Annotated in this window: 13 protein-coding genes; 4 read left to right on the forward strand and 9 right to left on the reverse strand. The window is 74.2% G+C overall.

Features of this window, described 5'->3' with window-relative positions:
• Window positions 1-110: 110 nt before the first annotated feature.
• The 3 genes from ACZ7BZ_RS00170 to ACZ7BZ_RS00180 form a co-directional block, all read right to left on the reverse strand.
• Window positions 111-1,286 carry a hypothetical protein gene (locus ACZ7BZ_RS00170; protein WP_470356339.1) on the reverse strand — a complete coding sequence of 392 codons (1,176 nt, stop codon included), beginning with the start codon at window positions 1,284-1,286 and terminating at the stop codon, window positions 111-113.
• An 82-nt stretch (window positions 1,287-1,368) separates the two neighbouring features.
• Window positions 1,369-1,962 carry an RNA 2',3'-cyclic phosphodiesterase gene (gene thpR / locus ACZ7BZ_RS00175; protein ID WP_470356340.1) on the reverse strand — a complete coding sequence of 198 codons (594 nt, stop codon included), beginning with the start codon at window positions 1,960-1,962 and terminating at the stop codon, window positions 1,369-1,371.
• Between the two features lie 112 nt (window positions 1,963-2,074).
• The gene (locus ACZ7BZ_RS00180) at window positions 2,075-2,968 is read right to left on the reverse strand and encodes a LysR family transcriptional regulator (RefSeq protein ID WP_470356341.1); all 894 of its coding nucleotides are present in this window, start codon (window positions 2,966-2,968) and stop codon (window positions 2,075-2,077) included.
• 172 nt (window positions 2,969-3,140) lie between these two features.
• Between ACZ7BZ_RS00180 and ACZ7BZ_RS00185 the strand changes: the two genes are divergently transcribed.
• The gene (locus ACZ7BZ_RS00185; protein ID WP_470356342.1) at window positions 3,141-4,229 is read left to right on the forward strand and encodes an alcohol dehydrogenase catalytic domain-containing protein; all 1,089 of its coding nucleotides are present in this window, start codon (window positions 3,141-3,143) and stop codon (window positions 4,227-4,229) included.
• 204 nt (window positions 4,230-4,433) lie between these two features.
• Here ACZ7BZ_RS00185 and ACZ7BZ_RS00190 read toward each other — a convergent pair whose 3' ends face one another.
• The 3 genes from ACZ7BZ_RS00190 to bla all read right to left on the reverse strand — a co-directional run bounded on the left by ACZ7BZ_RS00190 (window position 4,434) and on the right by bla (window position 8,216).
• Window positions 4,434-6,044 carry an Ig-like domain-containing protein gene (locus tag ACZ7BZ_RS00190; protein WP_470356343.1) on the reverse strand — a complete coding sequence of 537 codons (1,611 nt, stop codon included), beginning with the start codon at window positions 6,042-6,044 and terminating at the stop codon, window positions 4,434-4,436.
• A gap of 70 nt (window positions 6,045-6,114) precedes the next feature.
• Window positions 6,115-7,176, reverse strand: a complete 1,062-nt coding sequence (locus tag ACZ7BZ_RS00195; RefSeq protein ID WP_470356344.1) for an MBL fold metallo-hydrolase — start codon at window positions 7,174-7,176, stop codon at window positions 6,115-6,117.
• Between the two features lie 104 nt (window positions 7,177-7,280).
• On the reverse strand, window positions 7,281-8,216 hold the full coding sequence (gene bla, locus ACZ7BZ_RS00200; protein ID WP_470356345.1) for a class A beta-lactamase: 936 nt from the start codon (window positions 8,214-8,216) through the stop codon (window positions 7,281-7,283).
• Window positions 8,217-8,404: 188 nt separating this feature from the next.
• Here bla and ACZ7BZ_RS00205 point away from each other — a divergent pair, with 188 nt between their 5' ends.
• The 3 genes from ACZ7BZ_RS00205 to ACZ7BZ_RS00215 all read left to right on the forward strand — a co-directional run bounded on the left by ACZ7BZ_RS00205 (window position 8,405) and on the right by ACZ7BZ_RS00215 (window position 12,295).
• Window positions 8,405-9,352 (forward strand): LysR family transcriptional regulator, encoded by a 948-nt coding sequence (locus ACZ7BZ_RS00205; protein WP_470356346.1) that lies wholly within the window; start codon window positions 8,405-8,407, stop codon window positions 9,350-9,352.
• Between the two features lie 101 nt (window positions 9,353-9,453).
• On the forward strand, window positions 9,454-10,317 hold the full coding sequence (locus ACZ7BZ_RS00210; RefSeq protein WP_470356790.1) for a serine hydrolase: 864 nt from the start codon (window positions 9,454-9,456) through the stop codon (window positions 10,315-10,317).
• 313 nt (window positions 10,318-10,630) lie between these two features.
• Window positions 10,631-12,295 (forward strand): eCIS core domain-containing protein, encoded by a 1,665-nt coding sequence (locus tag ACZ7BZ_RS00215; RefSeq protein WP_470356347.1) that lies wholly within the window; start codon window positions 10,631-10,633, stop codon window positions 12,293-12,295.
• Window positions 12,296-12,478: 183 nt separating this feature from the next.
• Here the strand turns inward: ACZ7BZ_RS00215 and ACZ7BZ_RS00220 are convergent, their stop codons facing one another.
• The 3 genes from ACZ7BZ_RS00220 to ACZ7BZ_RS00230 form a co-directional block, all read right to left on the reverse strand.
• A complete protein-coding gene (locus tag ACZ7BZ_RS00220; protein WP_470356348.1) occupies window positions 12,479-12,970 on the reverse strand; it encodes a DUF402 domain-containing protein in 492 nt (163 codons plus the stop codon).
• A 334-nt stretch (window positions 12,971-13,304) separates the two neighbouring features.
• Window positions 13,305-14,837, reverse strand: a complete 1,533-nt coding sequence (locus ACZ7BZ_RS00225; protein ID WP_470356349.1) for an FAD-dependent monooxygenase — start codon at window positions 14,835-14,837, stop codon at window positions 13,305-13,307.
• Window positions 14,830-15,474, reverse strand: coding sequence for a PadR family transcriptional regulator (locus tag ACZ7BZ_RS00230; protein ID WP_470356350.1), 645 nt, complete (start codon window positions 15,472-15,474; stop codon window positions 14,830-14,832). The genes ACZ7BZ_RS00225 and ACZ7BZ_RS00230 overlap by 8 nt, the downstream gene beginning before the upstream one ends.
• Between the last annotated feature and the right edge of the window lie 50 nt (window positions 15,475-15,524).

Raw genomic sequence — 15,524 nt, forward strand, 5'->3', positions numbered from 1 at the left:
CAGTCGACGGCCGGACCCGTCGACCGAGCGGCCCGTGGTCTCGCTGCTGACCGGCCCGCCCGGGGTGCCGCGGGCTGGGCTGCGGTCGCGCTACGGGTTCGCGGGGTGCGTCACGGGTTCGGCGGTGTCGTGTGCAGCCAGCCCGGGTCCAGGCGGAGTACGGACGGCAGGAAGCGCTCGTCCGGATCGGCGGAGGCGTGGCCGGGGCGGTGGGGTGCGGGTTCGCCCTTCAGGCGGGTCTGTTGGGCCCCGGCCAGGATGCGGACGTCGGCGGGCGAGGGGTCGCCCACCCGTCCGACGGCCGGTGGCCGGGACGCGAGTGCGGTCAGCTTCCTGGCCTGGCGCACGCACGCGCGCAGCCTGCCGCGGGCCTCGGTGCGGGCTCCGGCGCGCAGGGCGAGCTGGGCCAGCCAGAGCTGGAGGAGGTCCGGTCGGTCCACGGGAAGCCCCGCGAACGGCGGCCCGTCCGGCAGGTCCGGTTCCAGGCCGGCGAGGATGGCCCGGCAGCCCAGGTAGAACAACTGCTCCGGGTTCAGGGACGGGTGCACTTCGCGGACGGTCATCAGGGCCTCGCGCACCTGGGCCCGGTGGGCGTGCTCCGCCACCCGCAGCACCGCGAGGTAGGCGACCCGCTCGCGCACGTGCGGGCAGCCGAGCTCATTGGCCCGGGCGAAGTGCCGCCCGGCCCGCTCCAGGTCTCCCATCATGACGGCGTCGTACCCGAGGTCGCACCACCAGTCCGCCGCGGAGCGCAACGGGCCGATGGCCACCAGCAGTTCCATCGGCGGCTGCTCCGGGTGGTAGTCCATCAGCATCCGCCGGATCCGGTGGTTGCTCTCCTCGTCGACGGGCTCGACGGTGCGGTACACCTCGGTCAGCCGCTCGACCAGGGACCGGCCGGTCGTGGCCAGGGTCTCGCCCAGCCGGTCGTAGACCTGCCGCTCCAGCCGGTACGGCCGGCCGGCGCGGATCCAGCGCTCCAGCGCCTGGTGGACGAACTCGTCGGTCGCGAAGTCCAGTCCGTCGGCCGCCGCCTCGGCCAGGGGTGGCAGCGCCACGTGCGGATCGTCCTCGACCGCCCTCAGCCACTGCTCGCGCACCAGGGGCAGCAGCCAGGCGCGCCGACGCCCGGGGAGGTCCAGCAGCTGGAACACGCCCTCCAGCCGGGCCTTGGCCACGTCCGTCCGGTCGGCTTGCCGGTACCGGGGGTTCCGGCGGTCCGGGGCGAACGGCCTGTTCAGATCCCGGAACATCGCCATGAGCCGCCACACGCTGACCTGTGCCATGCCCGCCCCTTTCGCGTCCGGCCCAGGGTAACGGCCGTGTGTCGGTGTGGCGTTCGGACGTTCGGACGTTCGGGCGGGCGGGCTACGGCTCGGTCAGGGAGGTGCCGAGCGGCCAGGAGGCGATGTCGCGGTAGCGGATCGGCCCGGGGCCACGGCCGATGTTGCTGGCGACGAGGTGCAGGCGCTCGGTCCGCCAGGGTCGGCCGGTGAACCCGGTGAGCCCGGCCGCGGCCCGCGGCACGCTGACGGGATCGTCGCGGCGGGAGCGTGCCAGTGTCAGGTGGGGGTGCAACGGCCGGTCCCTGAACTGGATCCCGCAGGACCTGACCAGGCCCCGGACGTCGGCGGCGAGCAGTTGCAGTCCGTCCAGGTCCCCGTCGATGCCGCTCCACAGCAGCCGCTCGTCGAAGTGGCCGCCGCCGCGCAGGCTCAGCTGCAGGGCGGGGCGCGATGCGACCGGACCGGCCAGCGCCGCCTGAAGCAGCGGCACCACCGTGGAGGGCTGTTCGCCGAGGAAGGCCAGGGTGATGTGCCAGTCCTCGATCCGGTTCCAGCGCAGCCTCGGGTACTCCTCGTACGCGGGCCCCAGGGCGTGGGCCAGTTCGTCCTTGGCGTCGTCGGGCGGAGCCAGGGCCACGAAGACGCGCCGGGTCGGGGGTTCTGGGTGATCGTCCACGGGGGATTTCTAGCACCCGGGCACCGGGAGTCGACGAGTGCCCGGCCGCGGGCGGTGCCGCCGGGGTGGCCGGCGGTCGGGGGAGCAGGGGGCACGGGGGCGGCAACGCCGGTCAGGCGGCCGAGGTGAGTGCCCGGGTGACGGCCTCGACCGCCGGGGTGGTACGGCCGGGAAGGCGCGCCACCAGGACCCGGCGGATCTCCGGCGGCGTGCCTTCGACGTGCAGCAGGCTCACCCCGGGCGGCAGCAGCGGCGACAGCCGGGACGGGACGGTCGTGACGCCGAACCCGCCGGCGACCAGGTGGAGTTTGGTCAGCCAGTCCCGGGCCGCGTGGGCGATGCGCGGCCGGGCGGGCAGGCCGGGCCAGACACCGAGCAGCGGCTCGGCGGCCGATGACGGGGTGGCGATCCACGCGGCGTCGGCGAGTTCGTCGACGTGCACCGTCGTGCGGCCGGCGAACCGTCCGGTCACCGGCGCCGCGACGACCAGCTCGGTGTCCGCGACGGTGTCGACGTGCAGGCGCGGCGACTCGCCGTCCAGGGGCCGGTGGGGAGGCCGGGAGGTGAGCACGGCGAGGTCGAGCGAGCCCGCCCGCAGCCTCCGGATCAGGGTGGGGGTGGTGCCCTCGCTGGTGGTCACCGTGATCTGGGGATCGGCCACCGCGAGGTGGGCGAGCGCGGCGGGCAGGATCGCCGCGCCGGCGCTCAGGAACACCCCGAGACGTACCGGTGGCGTCCGGGGACGGGCGCCGGTGAGGTCGCGTTCGGCCGCCGCGAAGGAGTCGAGGATCGCGTGGGCGTGCCGCAGCAGGGTCAGGCCCGCGGGGGTGAGCCGCACCCCGTCCGTGCGCCGTTCGAACAGGGCGGTGCCGACGCTTCGTTCGAGGGAGGCGGCCTGTCGCGAGACCGCCGACTGGGTGTAGCCGAGCTGGCCGGCCGCCGCGGTGAAGCTGCCGGACTCGGCGATCTGTCGCAGGACCCGCAGTCCCGTGCTGGAGATGTCCATGCGTCCTACGCATACCAGGGATGAAGGATCGTCGCTTCCCGCATGCGCTCGGCGTTCCTAGCCTCGATCCCGAGGGGTCTCGGTGGATCCCGACGGATCCCGCCGGACCTCGGCGATCCCGACGATTCCCGAGGGATGCCTGACGATTCCGACGGACCTGGAGGTCAATCACGTGCGCGCAGCAGTTCTGACGCGGTTCGGCGCCCCGCTCACGGTGCGGGAGGTGCCCGATCCCGAGGCGGGCGGCGGCGAGGTGCTGGTCGAGGTCCTCGCCGCCGCGGTGGCCCCGTACGCGGGCGAGGTGTTCAGCGGGGCCCGGAAGTACCCCCTGGTCCCGCCCGTCGTCCCCGGGATCGGCGGCGTGGGGCGGGTCGTCCAGGTCGGCCCGGACGCCACCCGGCTGCGCCCCGGCGACCTGGTGTGGTGCGATTCGACGGTGCGCGCGCGGGACGACGCCCTGACGCCCGACATCACGCTCCAGGGCTGGAGTTCACGCGGCGAGGGCGGCGCGCGGCTCGCCCGGCACCTGCACGACGGATCGTTCGCCGAGCTGATGAGGGTCCCGACCGAGAACGTCCACCCGCTGCCCGCCGCGGCCGCCGACGACCCGGCCCGCTGGGCCGCCCTCGCCGTGCACGCCATCTCCCACGGCGGACTGCTGGCGGGCGAACTCGCCGCCGGCGAGACGCTGTTGGTCAGCGGGGCCACCGGCAACCTCGGCAGCAGCGCCGTCGCCGTCGCACTCGCCATGGGGGCCGGCCGCGTCGTCGCCCCGGGCCGCAACCGGGCCGTCCTCGACCTCCTCACCGACCGGTTCGGGCCGCGGGTGCGCCCGGTCGTGCTGACCGGCGAGGAGCGCGCCGACCGTGCTGCCATGACGGCCGCGGCCGACGGCCCGATCGATCTGGTCATCGACCTGCTCCCGCCGAGCGCCCCCAGTTCGGCCACCCGCGCGGCGGCCATGACCGTCCGCGAGTACGGCCGGGTCGTCCTGATGGGCGGCGTCGGCATGCTCGGCGGGGACGACCTCGCCCTCCCGTACCCGTGGATCATGCGCAACTCGGTCACCGTGCGCGGGCAGTGGATGTACCCGCGCACGGCGAACGTCGGCATCATCCGGCTGGTCGCCGCCGGCACCCTGGACCTCCGCCCCGAGCGGGTCCGGACCTTCTGCCTCGGCGCCGTCAACGAAGCCGTCGCCCACGCCGCCGCCCACGGCGGCGCGTTCGACCGCACCGTCCTCACCCCGCCGTCCGCCTGACGGGATCGCCCCGGGCCCGGCCGCGCACCTGAGCCCGGCGCCCGTGACCCCGGGTGACACCGTGACGGTCGGTGTGTGAGGTCCCGGGACCGACCGTTCGGCGGCCCCGTTCCCGAGGGCGACAGGGGCGACAGGGGCGGCAGGGGCGGCAAGGACGGCAAGACCGAGGGCCCGTCCGGTCGGACGGGTCCTCGGTCATCGGCATCAGCGCAGGACGCCCAGGTCCTTCGGGTCGGTGACGCCGTTGAAGGTCAGCAGGTGCCGGTCGGCGGTGACGGCGTACAGGTCGGGCCGCCCGTCACCGTTGCCGTCGCCCACGCTACCGAGCGTGGGGTACTCGGCGACCGGGAAGGTGCCGATCACCGTGCCCGCCGCAGGGTCGGCCAGCGCGGTGAAGTCGTACGTGCCGTCGGCGCCCTTGGCGATCGGGTAGGTCCGCAGCTCGCCGGTGGCCTGGTTGCGGGACCAGAGCGCGAGCGAGCCGTCGGCCGCCTTGCCCGGGGCGATCAGGTCGTAGCCGGCCCAGGCGCCCGTGGTGGAGATCCGCACGAAGGTGTTGTAGTCGTACAGCGGAGCCGGGTCGGTGGAGAGCCAGAGGTCGCCGTCCTCCACCGTGAGGATCGAGGTCCGCTGGTCCGTTCCGAGCGCGCCCACGGGCACCAGCTGAGTGGCCTTCGACCAGTCGGAGGTGAAGCCCGCCGGGACCGGCGGCGGGTTGAACGGGTCCACGTCCCGCCCGAACGAGATCACGCCACGGGCGAAGGCGCCCATGTCGAAGTTGCGGTAGAGGGACATGCCGGCACCGCCCGGCCGGTGGGCCATCAGGTCGTCCACCGGCGCGTGCGCCTGGTCCCAGCCGCGGTGCAGCAGCTGTACGCCGTTCCACCCCGCGCCGCCCGGCGCGCGGACGGCGCCGACCGTCGACGTCGGCACGGTGCTGGTGGCGTCCGCGCTGATGATCTGGAGGTTGCCGGCGGCGTCGGGCAGCAGGATGTCCGGCACGCCGTCGCCGTTGACGTCGCCCGGGGTGGACGGCGGGTTCGGGTTCGAGGGTGCGTAGAAGGTGTAGGTGACCGGCGGGGTGGTGTTGCCCGCGTTGTCGACGGCCTGCACGGTGAGGACGTTGGTGCCCCACTGGGTCGGCTTCAGCTGGAAGGTCGCGGTGCCGTCGGCGCCGGCCGTCACGGTGCCCGAGCCCTGGCACGGTGCGCCGGCGCTCAGCGTGCCGTTCAGGACGTACCGGTAGCAGGCCACGCCCGAGCCCCGGTCGGTGCCCTTGACGGTGAAGGTTCCGGTCTGGCCGGCGTACTTCGACGGGGTCGCCCCGCCGGCGGACGCCGGGAAGTCGGCGGACTCGACGGTGAACTGCGGGGCTGTGGCGTCGATCCCGAAGTGGCAGGCCGCGGTCGGCTTCCCGCCGCCCGGGCCGTAGTCGGGCCAGACCTGCCAGGAGTAGCCGGCGCCCTCGGCGAGGCCCGTGGGCCGGACCTGGACGGTGCCGTCGGCAGCCGTCTGCGCGGTCTGGTCGAAGACCTTGACGCCAGCGGCGTTCCACACCTTGAAGCGGGCCCCGGGCGCGGTGGTGCGCGCGGTGAGCGCGGGCTCGGTGGTGGTGATCCAGCCCGGCGTCGTGGTGTCGTCGCAGGCGTCGGTGGACGCCCCGGCGGCGAGCGAGCGCGGGCTCGGGGCGGCCTTGGGGTCGGTCACGGCCGACTGCCCGTTCTCGGCCGTGGCCGTGGGCGCGCCGATGGTCATCAGGACGACGGCGGCGGCACCGAGCGTGGCGGCCAGGCGCCCGCTGACGGTGGTTGACATGCGGTTTCCCCCCTCTTCGATCATGTTCGATCGTGTGGCGGGAGCACTTTGTCAGCAGGCCGACCCGGCGTCAATCGCATTTGGACGTCCCGGCTTCCTTGGCCGCTGCCTCCGCTCCCTCCGCCGCTGCCTCCACCGCCTCCGCGTCGGTGATGCGGCCGCGCAGCATCGCGTCCATGACCGCCATGTACCGCTGGGTGCGAGGGCCGCCCAGGAGGAAGGGGTTCGCGGTGCCGGGCGGTTGGTGCCGGAGCTGTTCGGCTCGTTCGAGGCCGTGGTCGTTCGGGTGGTTGGAGAGTTCTACCTCCACGTTCGCCCGGCGCATGACGGCCCGGAAGGAGTGGACGGACGCGAGGAAGGTGCGGAGTTCCGCCACCGTCGAGGGCGGGTTGAGGCCGCCCCAGAGCATCGCGCTGTGGTGTCGGCGGCCCGCTCGGACCGGGATGACCGGCGACACGGTGCCGGGGGTGTGGCCCGGGGTGTGGTGCAGTTCGATCGTGGTGCCGCCGAGCGTGAGCTGCGTGCCGTCCGCGATGTCGAGGTCGCGGACGGGGGCGTCGGCGGGGCGGGTGCGGGCGAGGAGGTCCCAGTCGGCCGGGGACATGTGCACGCGGGCGCCGTAGCGGTCGGCGAGGGTCCGCGCGCCGCCGAAGTGGTCCGCGTGGCCGTGGGTCACGACGACGTGCCGGATCCCCGCCGGGTCGGCGCCGACCGCCCGCAGTCCGGGGACGATGACGCCCTCGGCATCGGCGGGAGAGGTGAGCGCGTCGATCAGCACGATGCCGTCGTCGGTCAGCACCGCCATCGCCGAGACCCAGCCCACGCTCAGCAGCACGAGGTTGTCGAACAGCTTGACGGGCGCGGGCGCGGGCAGCCGGGGTAGGTCGGAACCGGGTGTCAGCGCCGTCACCAGGGCCCCCAGCACGGGGTCGTCACCGGCGAGGCGGCGGGCGCGGTCGTAGTGGGCGCGGGAGGCGGACGGTGTCCTCGCCGAAGCGGGGACGGCGGCCGAGGCCGGGCCGGCCAGGGCGGTCGGCGCGGCTCCGGCGGTGAGACCGAGGAGGGCGAGCTGGGCGAGGCGGCGCCGGGTGAAGTCGGCGTCCGTGGCGGTCCGGCGGGTGGGGCGGATCATCGCGGTCGGGGCTCCTGGTCGATCGGCGGGCGGCGTGTGGCGGGCGGCGGTTGATCGGTTCATCGGTTCATCGGTCGGTTGATCGGTCGGTTGGTCGGGGAGGCTCAGCCGAGGGTTTTGACGACGGTCTTCGTGGCCTGGGCGAGCAGGGCGTCGTCGGACTTGGCGTCCGCCTTGCCGCGGTCGGACAGGAGGACGATCACGATCGGGCTGCGCCCGCCGCCCGGCCACGCCACGGCGACGTCGTTGCGGGTGCCGTAGCCCGCGTTGCCGGTCTTGTCGCCGATCCTCCAGTCGGCGGGCACACCCGCGCGGATGTACGGGCCGCCGGTCGTGTTGCCGACCAGCCAGTCCGTCAGCAGCCCGCGCCGGTTCTCCGCGAGGACGTCGCCGAGCACGTAGCGACGCAGGTCGGCGCCCAGGGCGTGCGGTGTGCTGGTGTCGCGGGTGTCGCCCGGGGTGGCCTCGTTGAGGGTGGGTTCGGTGCGGTCGACGCTGGTGGTCGAGTCGCCCAGGTCGCGCAGGGACTGCTGGACGGCCGCCGGGCCGCCGAGTTGGGCGGTGACCAGGTTGGCCGCGGTGTTGTCGCTGTACTGGATGGAGGCGGCGGCCAGGTCCCGCAGCGTCATGCCGGTGGCCACGTGCTGGGAGGTGATCGGTGCCCACGCCAGCACGTCCTCCTGGCCATAGGGGACGACCTTGTCCAGGTCCGCGTCGGACGCCTTGCGCAGCAGGTAGCCGGCGGCGAGCGACTTGATCGTGGACGCGAACGCGAACCGCTCGTCGGCCCGGTGGCTGACCTCCCGGCCGCTACCGGTGTCCACGGCGAACACGCCGAGCCGGGCACCGAACTGCTGCTCCAGTGCCGCGAAGGAGGCGTCCGCCGAGGTGTCCGCCGAGCCGGTCGCGGTCGTCGCGGTCGTGCCGGTCGCCGACGCCGTCGAGGCGTTGCCCGCTTGGCCGCACCCGCCGATCAGTGCGGCCACCAGCAGAGCCACGGCGGGCAGCGCGGTGCGGGGTCGGTCCAGGTGGGGCGTCATCGGTGGTCTCCCAGGTGTTCGTTGCCGTCGTCCGCGGTGCGGTCGTCCGCGGTGCGGTCTTGTTCGTTGCCGTCGTGTTCGTGTCGGCGTGGTCGCGCCGTCGCGCTCAGCTAAACAGGCCGCCGCCTTCCCAGTCCAAGACCGCAATCGTGAAGTGGACGATAAGAAAACGCCTATGATTGCTGGCCATGGACCTGCTGGGGCATCTCCGCCACTTCCGCGCCGTCGCCGAGGAGCGGCACTTCGGCCGCGCCGCCGAGCGCCTGAGGATCGCCCAGCCCTCGCTCTCCCAGCGGATCCAGCGCCTCGAACGCGAACTCGGGGTGACCCTGTTCGACCGCGGCCCGCGCGGGGTCGATCTCACCCCGGCGGGCCGGCTGCTGCTCGCCGAGGCGGAGGAGACGCTGGACAGCGCCGCCCGGCTCCTCGCCACCGCCGCCGACCTGCGCACCGGACGGGCCGGCACCCTGCGCGCGGCCGTCCCGCCCGAGCTCGGGCCGGCCGCCCTGGCCGCGCTGCTCACCGGCTTCGAGACCGCCTCCCCGGGTACCCGGCTCGAACTGCGGGAGTTGCCGGTCGCGGCCGTGGTGCGCGAACTCGCCCAGCACACCGTCGACGTCGCCGTCGTCCGCCACCCCTGCCCGGCCGACGGACTGGCCTTCGGCCCCGTCCTGCACCAGCCGCTCGGCGTCCTGCTCGCCGCCCGCGGCCCGTACGCCGACAGCCCGGAGCTGGCGGTAGCCGAACTGACCGGCCTGCGCCTGGTCCTCCCCCCGCGCGCCAACGCCCCGGCCCTGTACGACGAGGTGCTCACCACGCTGACCAGGCACGGATGCACTCCCGAGGCCGTCGTCGACCCGCCGGGACCGGACGTCGCGGGCGCGCTCGTGCTCACCGGCAGCGCCGTCGCCCTGGTGCCGCGGACCGCGCCACCGCCGGGTACAGTCTGGCGTCCGCTCACCGGCTCCCCGCTGGCCTGGCGGACCTCCACGGCCTGGCCGGCCGGGCGGGGCGGGCCCGCCGTCAGGCTGTTCGCGGAGGCCGCCCACGCGGCGCTGACCGGACCGGGCGGCCTGCTGCCCCAGCCGCCCAACCGCCCGCTCTACCCCCGGCCCGCAATGGAGTTCCCGCTGTGACCAGCGACCGCACGAGAGCCGACCGCACGCGAGCCGACCGCACGGTCAACGACCGCACGGCTGCTGCCCGGACCCCGCAGGGCCGGGCCGCGCGCACCCGCATCGCCGCGGCCTTCGCCGACGCGGGCGTCACCGGCCAGCTGCACGCGCGCGACCTCGACACCGGCGCCGAGATCGGCCTCGGCGCCGACACCGCCGCCAGCACCGCCAGCGTCCACAAGGTCTGCCTGCTCGTGACGCTGTACCGCGAGGCCGCCGCCGGACGGATCGACCTGACCCGGCAGGTCGACGTCCCCGCCACCGGTCGCACCCCCGGAAGGACCGGCCTCGCCGCCATGCTCGACGCCGCCCGCCTCTCCCTGCGCGACCTCGCCTACCTCACCGTGGCCGTCAGCGACAACACCGCCGCCGACGTCCTGTGGGACGAGATCGGTCTCGACACCGTCAACCGGACCATGGCCGACCTCGGCCTGAGCCGCACCCTCGCCGTCCACAAGCTCCGCGACCTCGTCGCCGCCCTCGCCGAGGACACCGGCCCGGACTCCCCGGTGGACCCGGCCGTGGTCGCCCGCCTCAGGGTTCTCGACCCCGCCTTCACCAACTACAGCACCCCCCGCGACATGACCACCCTGCTCGCCGCCCTCTGGCACGGCGACGCCTGCCCCGGCGAGCACGGCGCCGCCCTGCGACGCCTCCTCGGCCTCCAGGTCTGGCCGCACCGCCTGGCCTCCGGCTTCCCCTTCGACGACGTCCGCGTCCACGGCAAGACCGGCACCCTCCCCACGCTGCGCCACGAGGTCGGCGTCGTCGAGTACCCCGATGGCGGCCGCTACGCCGTCGCCGTCTTCACCCGGGCCGCCGCCACCACCATCACCCTGCCCGCCGCCGACGCCGCCATCGGAACCACCGCCCGCCTCGCCGTCGACGCCCTCCGGGCACAGGCGGCAGCGGCCGGGAGGGGCTGAGCGGGCCGGGCAGGACCAAGGCGCTTTCGTCTGGACCACCAGGCGGACCTGAGGAAGGTGCCTGCGATGTGGAGTCCGGCCAGGTGGATGGCGGCGGTCTTCTCGTAGCGGGTGGCGGCGATGCCTCGGCGCGGTGGTTCCAGCCGACCGCGCCGGAACGGTTCGTCCACACCCTGTCATCGGCCACCTGCACGGAAGTGCCACAGGAAACCGTCGCAGGGCACCCGTGCTCTGCCCTCAAGTACCTTCCGCCGCGCCCCGGCCGTTGGGTTGAATGGAACGTTGCCGACGATCCCAGGAGGGGCGGAGCCCGATGCGTGAGCGGGAGAACGAGAAAGCCACCGGGGCCAGGGCCGGCCGGGAGGCGAGGCACGCGCCCGCCACGGCCGGGCACCCACGGCCCGGACTCCTCGCCCTGCAGGGCACCGTGGGCAACGCGGCGGTCGTCCAGATGCTTCGCAGGGCAGGGCACGGACTGGACGAGGAGGAGCACCGGCACGGGGACGGCTGCGGCCACGGGGGCTTCAAGGACCCCGCCGTCCCGCGCGCTGCGGCTGCAGCCGTCCAGCGCTCCTCCGTCCACGACGTCCTGCGCAGCCCCGGCCGGCCCCTGGACCAGGCCACCCGTACGGACATGGAGTCCCGCCTCGGCGCCGACTTCTCCGACGTACGCATCCACACCGGCAGCGCCGCGAACGCCTCCGCCGCCGAGGTCGGCGCACGTGCCTACACCTCCGGCAACCACGTCGTCATCGCCGCGGGCGGGGGCGACGCGCACACCCTCGCCCACGAGCTCACCCACGTCATCCAGCAGCGCCGGGGACCGGTCAGCGGTACCGACCACGGCAACGGGCTGAAGGTCTCCGACCCCTCCGACCGCTTCGAGCGCGAGGCCGAGGCCAACGCCCGCGCGGTGATGAGCCGTCCGGCCCCGCGGGCGACCGCCGGCCTGCAGCGTTCGGACGGCCCCGAGACCGGGACGGCCGGTGCGGCAGCGGAGCCCGTGCAGCGCACCCTCGCGGCGGGCCTCCCCAAGGGCACCCAGGTCGTCAAGCACACGGACGAGAAGGACATCGGGGGGCAGACGATCCTCGGTTTCTCCTTCGGGTCCTATCTGATCTCTGCGGGCGCGGACGGCAAGAAGCCCCGGGCGTCCCTCAAGGACAAGTCGTGGGGGACGGTCGAGGGGCAGGAGGCGTCCCGCGCGGAGTACGAAGCGGCTCGCGCCGCGGAGTTGGACCCGGCGGTCCTCGCGGCCAAGCAGAAGCAGAAGGACCTCGATCTCGGCGAGAACTACCTCAGTGCCGACTACCGGCGGATCAACCCGCTCCTCGCGGCCCTCGGGCAGGTGGGCTTCGCCCCGGGCGAGATCGCCGCCCCCGGCTTCTCCTACAAGTCGAAGGAGAGGGAGGTGCTCGACGTGTGGCGCAGTATCGCCGTGGCACGGGGGTACGCGGACGAGCAGAGCACAGAGGCGTGGGACGAGAAGCACCTCGCGGACACCTTCGACATCTTCGCCCGGATCAACGGCGTGTGGGACGACTTCGCGACGCCCCGCGCGAACGAGGAAGGCAACGTGATGCGGGGCGACAGCAAGCACATGTTCGATTCGTTCGGCGGCATCCTCAAGCAGCAGGAGAACCACCCGGACGGTGGCTACGTCCCGGTCGACCAGACGATCGAGTGGCCGGCCATCCTGTCGACCACGTACGGCGATCCGTTGACCCACACGTACGTGGCCGGCAAGGAGATCGTCTGGGAGTTCGGCCTCCCGGAGGACCACCGGGGAAGGGCGCTCGGCAGGAACAACCAGTCCGAGGAGGAGATGACCTTCCCCATCGGCACCGAGATCCACATCCGCCAGATCCTCGTGCGGAGCGGCGATTTCCGGCAGGAGAAGTCGGCGAAGTACGGCGAGAGCGCGACCGTGGTCGTCTTCGCCGACATCCTGGCGGGCCAGGGGCCGACTCGGGCCTAGTGGTCGGCTCCGGAGTTCTTCGGGGGTTGCCTTCGGATCCGGTGCCGTGTGTTGCTCGGTCAGTTGTATGGCCAGGTGGAGTGAAGGCCGCAGGCGCAGCCGAGAGCGCCTTCGGGGGCACCAGTGAGTGAGCCGGTGGGCAGGATGGTGTTCTCGTAGGTGTAGCTGCTGGCGGACCGGCCGTCAGGCCTGGTCGAGCCACTGCCAGCCAGCGGCTACGACGGGCTCCGTCGCGTCGGCCAGCATGGTCTGCAGGGACGCCGCCGCAGCTCGGGCTGCGCCGACGACGTCCACGGGTATCAGGCACTCGACCACGGCCTGCTCGAACTCGTCCTCGTCGACCAGCAGGACCGTGCCGTCCGTCAGGCGCGCCAGGTCCAGTTCGAGGTCGACATAGCTCCAGCCCGATTCGCCGAGGGCGGGTGGCGTGCAGACGTCCACGCTGATCCATTGCCCTTTGCGCCACCACCATGCGGCCCACCAGCCGGAGCTGGGAAGAAGTTGCACGCCGTCGCTGGGAACCGCCAGCGACTCGCCATTGGCTTTGTGGTGGACTTCACCCTCTGCGCAGAACAGCCAGGTTCCGAACTCATCGGTGCCCAGGACCCGCGCGTCCCACTCCGCCACCGGCCGAGGCGAGGCCGAGCCCGGCAGTGGCCACTTGCCCTTGCGCACCCGGATCCGTGCGCCCGTTCCGGTGTCCGTCCTCGTCAACGCAGAAAGCCCGTCTCGTCTGTACAGCCGTCGGTGACGTCGGTCAGGCTACAGGCGCAGTCGAGGGCGAAGCCCCGCCTGCTGGCGGTGCCGGGTTGGCGCAGACGCATCGGCTTGACCTGTTCGCCGTCTGCCGGCTCACCCGCTACGTAGGAGAAGGCGCCCTCGGGCAGGTACTCGCCCTGGGCCGGGCGGCGAGCTGGCCGGCGTAGGCGAAGACGTCGTGGGCGATGCGGGCTGTCTCGGCCCGTTCTTCCGCTCTGGGGCGGTAGTTGACGGCAGTCGGCGCCGCGCGTCAGCCGGTTGCCGCCGGTGGCCCGAACCAGTGGGTGAGGCTTGCCCGTAGCTCCTCCGCCGCCACGTCGGCGGGTGTGGTCGGCGTGCCGATCCAGGCCGCGTGCCCGTCCGGGCGGACCAGGATCGCGTCGGCGCGGTGCGGGGTGCGCGGGTGGGTGCGGGCGGTGGTGACCCGGTCCGCCCAGGGGTGCGCGGCGGTTGCGAGGGCGGCGGAGTACGGGGTGGCGCCGTCGAGCAGCAGGGCGCCGCCGGGGGTGCGGGTCAGCAGTGCGGTGAGGCGGTCCCGGCCGGTCGGGCCGAGGGGGAGGTCCGGCACCAGCCGTCCTGCCCAGGGGTGTCCGGGGTCGCCGGAGGCGGGGTAGCGGGTGGCGACACCGGTGATCACCTCGGCCAACGGCCCTGCCGTGTCGGCGGATTCGGCGAGCTCGGCGAGGAGTTCGCGGACGGGCGCCAGCCGGTCGTGGTCGTTCCCGTCCGCCCGGGCGAGTACGGCCTGGGCGCAGGTGTTGCGGAGCAGCCGGGTGCCGGCCGCGTGGCGTTCGTCGTGGTAGGTGTCGAGCAGCGTGTCCGGGGCCTGCCCGCGCGCCACCAGGGCGAGTTTCCAGCCGAGGTTGACGGCGTCGTCGAGGGCCGCGTTGACGCCGATGGCGCCGGCCGGGGGGTGGATGTGCGCGGCGTCCCCGGCGAGCAGGACCCGGCCGGCCCGGAACCGCTCGGCGAGCCGGGCCGCGTCGCCGAACCGGGTCAGCCACCGGGCCTGGGCGATCTCGGCCGGGCGGCCCAGCGCGGCGTCGACCGCGCGCTGGAAGGAGTCGAGCGACACCGGCTCGTACGGGTCCGCGGGCGGCGCCGGGTCGGCGGTGAGGAGGCGGACGTAGCCGGGGCGCGGGATCGCGAACACCGAGCGGCCGCCGGGACCGGTGTTGGGGCCGAACGGGACGGCCGAAGGGTCGGCGAGCACGACGTCCCCGAGCAGGCTGAAGTTCCGGGCGGGCGTCCCGGGGAAGCCGATCCCGGCCGCCCTGCGCACGGTGCTGCGGCCCCCGTCGCAGCCGACCAGCCACCGGCAGCGCACGGTCGACGGGCCGTCCGCGCCGTCGACCTCGACCGTCGCGCCGGCACCGTCCTGCCGCAGCCCGGCGAGGCGTCGGCCGCGGAGCAGGCGGGCACCCGATTCGACGGCCCACTCGGCGAGCAGTTCCTCGACCCGGGTCTGGGGGATGCCCAGGACGTAGCGGTGCTTCGCGCGCATGGCGGCGAGGTCGAGCCGGGAGGCTCCGACGAACACGGCCGTCGGTACGGTCGGCCCCTCAGCGAGGAAGCGGTCGGCCAGGCCCCGGCGGTCGAGCAGCTCCAGGCTCCGGGCGTTGAGGTTGAACCCGCGGCAGTGGCCGGGAGGTTCGGGCTCCCGCTCCAGGACCAGCGCCCGTACCCCGGCGCGCCCGAGCTCCCCGGCGACGGTCAGTCCGGCGGGCCCGGCGCCGACCACCAGGACGTCGACGGTCTCGGGCTCCGTGGCGTGGTCACTCATCGTCCGCCCCCGTCCGCCCGCCCCGGGACTCCTGGTCCGGCCAGGTCAGCGTTCCGCGCTCGATCTCCTCGGCGGTGCGCTCCACCCAGGCCAGCTCGGACTGCGCCATGGCGGTGGCGTACTCGGCCTCGATGACGAACAGCCGCGGCGCGCCGTGCTCCTCGCGGGCCGCGCGGTAGCCCTCGGCGTCCCGCGCGATGCTCTCCCGCAGGGCGGCGGCCCGCTCGCGCAGCGCCTCCGCAGCCCGGTCGCGGCCCAGCGCGCCGAGGTAGCCGACGGCGGAGAGGAACCGCGGGTACTCGGGGGAGGGCTGCCGGATCAGCTCGTCGAGCCAGTCGGTGAAGCCGGCCCGTCCGGCGGGGGTGTGGCGGTAGACGGTGCGGGCCGGGCGGTTGCCGACCTGCTCGGTGCCGTCCGCCTCGATCCAGCCGTCCCGGGCGAGCGCGCGGACGGTGTCGTAGAGCGAGCCGGTGGTGAGCTTGAACGCGCGCTCCATGCCGCGCTCACGCAGCGCGCCGGCCATCGCGTGGGGGTGCATCGGCTGCTCCAGCAGCAGCCCGAGGAGCGCGAGGGCGAGGGCGTTGGCGGGGCGTTTCGGGGACTGCTGGCCGGTGGTGGGGTGCTGGCGGCTGGCCATGGGGCTCCGTGGGTCGACGCGTGGACTACTAGGTATCGATTACTCGGATC

It is taken from the genome of Kitasatospora sp. NPDC036934 (genome assembly GCF_055608425.1).

What these genes read in the sequence shown, in the direction of transcription:
- ACZ7BZ_RS00195 (WP_470356344.1), bottom strand. Translation starts at nt 7,176, where the DNA reads ATGATCCGCCCCACCCGCCGGACCGCCACGGACGCCGACTTCACCCGG.
- ACZ7BZ_RS00230 (WP_470356350.1), bottom strand. Translation starts at nt 15,474, where the DNA reads ATGGCCAGCCGCCAGCACCCCACCACCGGCCAGCAGTCCCCGAAACGC.
- ACZ7BZ_RS00225 (WP_470356349.1), bottom strand. Translation starts at nt 14,837, where the DNA reads ATGAGTGACCACGCCACGGAGCCCGAGACCGTCGACGTCCTGGTGGTC.
- bla (WP_470356345.1), bottom strand. Translation starts at nt 8,216, where the DNA reads ATGACGCCCCACCTGGACCGACCCCGCACCGCGCTGCCCGCCGTGGCT.
- ACZ7BZ_RS00205 (WP_470356346.1), top strand. Translation starts at nt 8,405, where the DNA reads ATGGACCTGCTGGGGCATCTCCGCCACTTCCGCGCCGTCGCCGAGGAG.
- ACZ7BZ_RS00180 (WP_470356341.1), bottom strand. Translation starts at nt 2,968, where the DNA reads ATGGACATCTCCAGCACGGGACTGCGGGTCCTGCGACAGATCGCCGAG.
- ACZ7BZ_RS00190 (WP_470356343.1), bottom strand. Translation starts at nt 6,044, where the DNA reads ATGTCAACCACCGTCAGCGGGCGCCTGGCCGCCACGCTCGGTGCCGCC.
- ACZ7BZ_RS00170 (WP_470356339.1), bottom strand. Translation starts at nt 1,286, where the DNA reads ATGGCACAGGTCAGCGTGTGGCGGCTCATGGCGATGTTCCGGGATCTG.
- ACZ7BZ_RS00215 (WP_470356347.1), top strand. Translation starts at nt 10,631, where the DNA reads ATGCGTGAGCGGGAGAACGAGAAAGCCACCGGGGCCAGGGCCGGCCGG.